This is a genomic window from Streptomyces aurantiacus JA 4570 (assembly GCF_000414115.1).
GTDB classification, from domain to species: domain Bacteria; phylum Actinomycetota; class Actinomycetes; order Streptomycetales; family Streptomycetaceae; genus Streptomyces; species Streptomyces aurantiacus_A.
The window spans coordinates 1-5,507 of the sequence record NZ_AOPZ01000309.1 but is presented as its reverse complement, the minus strand read 5'-3'; the positions used below and the strand labels follow the sequence as shown (position 1 = coordinate 5,507).

1 protein-coding gene and 2 pseudogenes are annotated in these 5,507 nt (G+C 73.5%); all 3 read right to left on the bottom strand.

Going from position 1 to position 5,507, the window contains the following annotated elements:
* Positions 1–2,510: pseudogene (locus tag STRAU_RS40625) on the bottom strand (type I polyketide synthase); the annotation flags it as partial.
* Positions 2,511–2,601: 91 nt separating this feature from the next.
* A pseudogene (locus tag STRAU_RS44750) lies at positions 2,602–2,652 on the bottom strand (polyketide synthase docking domain-containing protein); the annotation flags it as partial.
* Positions 2,653–2,839: 187 nt separating this feature from the next.
* Positions 2,840–5,507: type I polyketide synthase (locus STRAU_RS26990; protein ID WP_158692127.1), on the bottom strand; the 2,668-nt coding region annotated here is incomplete at its 5' end.

Here is a 5,507-nt window from a genome sequence, read left to right as displayed (position 1 = left end):
GTGGGCAGGTCCACGCGGCGGCGCGCCCCGACCGGCTGGAAGAACCGGGTCCAGTCGACGGCGACACCGCGTACGTGGAGCCGGGCGAGGGCGGTCAGGAACGTGTCCGCTTCCGGGCGGTCCTTGCGTACGGCGGCGACGAGGCCGGTCTGTGCGGCCGGGTCGGTGACGGTGTCGTGGGCCATCGCGGTCAGGACGGAATCCGGGCCCAGCTCCAGCAGCGTCGAGACGCCTTGCGCGGTGAGGGCGGTCAGGCCGTCGTGGAAACGGACGGCCTCGCGGACGTGCCGCACCCAGTACTCGGGGTCCTGGAGCTGGGCGGGCTCGGCCAGTTCGCCGGTGACGTTGGAGACCACCGCAAGCTTCGGCTCCTGATACGCCAGGCTTTGGGCGACCTTGCGGAACTCATCGAGGACCGGATCCATCAGCGGCGAGTGGAAGGCGTGGGACACCTTCAAGTCTCCTCCAGGCCCGCCAGAACCTCCCGGTCACCGGAGAGGACCACCTGGGCGGGCCCGTTCACGGCCGCCACACCGATGCGATCCGATACGCCCTCCAGCAGCGGAAGGACGTCTTCCTCGGCCGCCTGGACGGCGAGCATCGCCCCGCCCTCGGGCAGCGACTGCATCAACCGGCCGCGCGCGGCGACGAGTTGGGCCGCGTCCTCCAACGACCACACCCCGGCCACGTACGCGGCCACCAGCTCACCGATCGAGTGCCCACCGACGACCTGGGGACGCACCCCGAAGGACTCAGCGAGGCGGTAGAGCGCCACCTCGACGGCGAACAGCGCGGGCTGCGCGTACCCCGTCTGCTCCAACAGCCCGGCATCCTCGCCGAACATCACGTCCTTCAGCGGACGCTCCAGCAACCCGTCCAGCTGCGCGCACACCTCGTCCAGCGCCTCCGCAAACACGGGGAACGCCTCGTACAACTCCCGGCCCATGCCGATCCGCTGGCTGCCCTGACCGGTGAACAGGACCCCCGTACGGCCCTCGACCACCGACCCCGACACCACGCCACTCGAACCGCCGGAAGCCAGGGCCTCAAGCCCGGACCGGAACTCCTCCCGCTCCCGGCCGAAGACCACAGCGCGGTGCTCGAACGCCGCCCGGCCCGAGAGCAGCGACCAACCCGCGTCGACGGGCTCGACCTCGTCGTGCCCGGCCGCGTACTCGGCCAGCCGCCCCGCCTGCGCCCGCAGCGCCTCCGCGCTGCGCCCCGACACCAACCACGGCACAGCGCTGGATAGAACGCTCGTTTTAGTGTCCTCGGTATGGTCCTCCACCGGAACCGGCGCCGGAACTTGCTCCACGATCACGTGCGCGTTCGTCCCGCTCACGCCGAACGACGACACACCGGCGCGACGCGGCGCACCGCCGCCCTCCCGCGCCGACCATTCACGGGCCTCGGTCAGCAGCTCGACGGCTCCCGCCGACCAGTCCACGTGCGCGTTAGGCCGGTCCACGTGCAGGGTCTGCGGCAGCAGACCATGGCGCATCGCCATGACCATCTTGATGACGCCCGCGACACCGGCGGCGGCCTGGGTGTGGCCGAGGTTGGACTTCACCGAACCGAGCCACAGGGGTTCGCGGCCGCCGGACGGGCCTTCGGGCCGCTCCTGTCCGTACGTGGCGAGCAGCGCCTGCGCCTCGGAGCGTGGTGCCCGTGCCGTGCGCCTCCACCGCGTCGACGTCGCTCGCCGTGAGGCCGGCGTTCGCCAAGGCGGCGCGGATGACGCGCTGTTGGGCGGGTCCGTTCGGGGCGGTGAGGCCGCTGCTCGCGCCGTCCTGGTTGACGGCCGTGCCGCGTACGACGGCGAGGACCTGGTGGCCGTTGCGGCGGGCCTTGCACCGGCCGTCGGCCGCGAGGCCGCGCTGGCGGCTGAACTCCACGAAGGTGTCCGGTGTCGACATGACGGTCACGCCGCCCGCCAGGGCCATCGTGCACTCGCCCTGGCGCAGGGCCTGCGCGGCCAGGTGCAGCGCGACCAGCGAGGAGGAGCACGCCGTGTCGATGGTGACGGCGGGGCCTTCGAGCCCGAACGTGTACGAGACGCGTCCGGACGCGATGCTGCCCGCGCTGCCGTTGCCGAGATAGCCCTCGAATTCCTCCAGGCCCTCGGGGTTGCTCAGGATGCGGTTGCCGTAGTCGCCGTACATGACGCCGACGAAGACGCCCGTCTTGGAGCCGCGTACGGACAGCGGGTCCACGCCCGCCCGCTCGAACGCCTCCCAGGTGGCTTCCAGGAGCAGGCGCTGCTGCGGGTCGATGGCGAGGGCCTCGCGCGGCGATATGCCGAAGAAGGCGGGGTCGAACTGTGCGGCGTCGTGCAGGAATCCGCCCTCGCGCGCATAGCTCTTGCCGGGGCGGTCCGGGTCGGGGTCGTGCAGGTCGGCGTCCCAGCCCCGGTCGTCGGGGAAGGGGGAGATCGCGTCCCCGCCCTCGGCGACGAGCCGCCACAGGTCTTCCGGTCCGGCGACGCCGCCGGGGTAGCGGCAGCTCATCGCCGCCGGGGTAGCGGCAGCTCATCGCGACGATGGCGATGGGTTCCCGGCTCACGGACTCGGCGTCCTGCAGACGCTGCCGGGTCTGATGCAGATCCGCGGTAACTCGCTTGAGGTACTCGCGGAGTTTCTGCTCATTCGCCATTTCGGTGCGACTCCTTCAACGCAGAGGGCCGACCCCATCACATCGGCGGGAGGGCAGGAGCAACAACCCCTACCCTCCCCCTACGGACCCCTTTATGAATTTCTGTGAACTGTCTGCGGATTGCTCTGAGAATGCTCGCGGATTGCTTTAGGAGACGCCGAGTTCGTTGTCGATGAAGTCAAACATGTCATCGTCGTCGGCGTCTTCCAGCTTGTCCGCGATGGCCGCCGTGGCCGCCGTCCCCGCCCGCCGTGGCCGCCGTCCCCGCCGCCGTGGCGGATCCGTCGGCGGCGCCGGGTTCCGCGGCGTCCAGCCTGCCGAGCAGGGCCCGCAGCCTGCCGCGCACGGCGGCACGCTCGTCGCCCGACGGCGGGCCCGCGGCCAGCGCCGCTTCCAGGCCCGCGAGTTCGGCGACCACACCGCCGGGGCGTGCCTCCGCGGCGCTCTCCTCGGCCGTGCCGCCGTCCCCCGGCAGGCTCTCGTCCAGGTAGGACGCGAGTGCCGTGGGCGACGGGTAGTCGAAGATGAGGGTAGCGGGAAGACGCAAGCCAGAAAGGGAGTTGAGCCGATTCCGGAGTTCCACGGCGGTGAGCGAGTCGACGCCCAATTCGAGGAATCCCCGGGTGGCGCCGACCGCCTCGGGCCCGGAATGGCCGAGCACCATGGCCACATTGCTCCGTACGGTATCGAGCAGTGCCCGCTCCCGTTCCGTTCCCGAAAGGCCCGCCAATTGCCGGACGAGGGCGGGGGCCCCGGGTGTGCCGGGGCTTCCCGCGCCGCCGGCGTCCGCCGGGTTTCCGGAGTGCGCGAGCGCCCGGCCGACCCGGCGGGCCGGGGTGCGGACCAGGTCCGAGAAGACGGGCTGCACACCGTCGGGGCCCGCGGAGGCCCGCAGGGACGCGGTGTCCAGGCGGAGGGGGACGAGGGTCGCGGGCGTCTCGGGCAGGGCCTGGTGCGTGGCGGTCACGGCGGCGTCCAGGAGGGCGAGGCCCTCCTCCGTGGACAGGGCCGCCACGCCGCCCCGCGCCATCCGGCCGAGGTCCGCGCCGCCCAGCTTGCCCGTCATGTCGCTGTCCTGCGCCCACAGGCCCCAGGCCAGGGAGGTCGCCGGGAGGCCCTGGGCGCGGCGGACGGCCGCGAGCGCGTCCAGGAGGCTGTTGGCGGCCGCATAGTTGGCCTGCCCCGCGCTGCCGAGCACACCGGCGGCGGAGGAGAACAGCACGAAGGCGGACAGGTCGAGGCCGGCCGTCAGCTCGTGCAGGTGGAGGGCCGCGTCGGCCTTCGGACGCAGGACCGTGTCCAGCCGCTCGGGCGTCAGGGACGTGACGATGCCGTCGTCCAGGACTCCGGCCACGTGCACCACCGCCGACAGCTCGGCGCCGGTCTCCTCCAGGAGGGCGGCCAGCGCGTCGCGGTCCGCGACGTCGCACGCGGCGACGGCCACCTTCGTGCCCGCCGCCTCCAGTTCCGCGCGCAGTGCGTCCGCGCCCTCGGCGGCGTCGCCCCTGCGGGAGACGAGGAGGAGGTCCCGTACGCCGTGCCGCTCGGCGAGATGCCGTGCCACGACGCGCCCCAGGCCGCCGAAGGCGCCCGTGACCAGGACTGTTCCCGTGCCGTACGGGGCGTCCGCTGCCTCGGCCGGGGCGGCGGGCACCTCGGTCATCCGGGTCAGCCGGGGGGCCCACACGGCGCCGTCCCTCACGGCCACTTCGGGCTCGGCGGCGGCGAGCGCGGAGGCCAGCGCCGACGCGTCGATCAGGGGCTCTTCGGCGTCCGCGTCAGGAGCCGTGGCCGCGTCCACGAGGACGAACCGCCCCGGATGTTCCACCTGGGCGGACCGCACGAGGCCCCCTGCCGCCGCGCCGACGGGGTCGACGTCCGCACCCGTACCCGCGACCGGGGCGGCGCCCCGCGTCACGACCACGAGCCGCGCGTCCGCGAACCGCTCGTCGGCCAGCCATGCCTGCACGACACCCAGCGTCTCGGCGAGCGTCTCGGAGACAGCCTCGGGGTGTACGAGACCGTCGCCTTCGTCGGCCTGCGGCCGGTCCACCGGCCACACCACCGCCTCCGGAAGCCGCCCCCCCGCCTCGACGGCCGCAGCGAGCGCCGCCAGGTCCTCGAACGACCGCGCTCCCGGCACCAGCCCGTCCCGGCCGAGCACCGCCAGCGGCACCTGCTCGGCGTGGGCCGCGGGCTGCCGCTTCCACGCGACGTGGAACATCGAGTCGCCGACCGTGCCCGCACCGAGTTGGTCGTCCGACACCGGGCGCGACACGAGCGAGTCGACGGTGGCGACCACCTGGCCGGTCTCGTCCGCCAGCGTCAGGGTCACGGCGTCCGCCCCGGCACTGCGGAGTCGGACCCGGACCGTCGCGGCACCGGCCCGGCGCAGCCGCACCCCGCTCCAGGCGAAGGGCAGCCCCAGGCCCTGGCGTTCGTCGTCGCCGTCCTGCCGCCGGGGCAGGAGCAGAGTGGCGTGCAGGGCGGCGTCCAGGAGTGCAGGGTGCAGGGTGAACGCCGCGGCGTCCGCTTCCTCCGGCAGGGCGACTTCGGCGAAGACCTCGTCGCCGCGTTGCCAGGCCGCACGCAGCCCCTGGAACACCGGCCCGTAGCCGTATCCCGTCTCGGCGAGGCGGTCGTACAGCGAGGCCGCGTCGGCGATCGGCTCGGCGTCCGCCGGGGGCCACTGGGGCAGGTCCTCGGGCCCCTCCTCGTCGGCGGCGGAGGACAGGAATCCGGCGGCGTGGCGGGTCCACGGCCCCTCGGGGTCACCTTCGTCGCGGGAGTGCACGCTCACCGAAGAGCGCCCCTCCTCGTCCGCCGGGCCGACGCCGACCTGGATCTGTACGGCA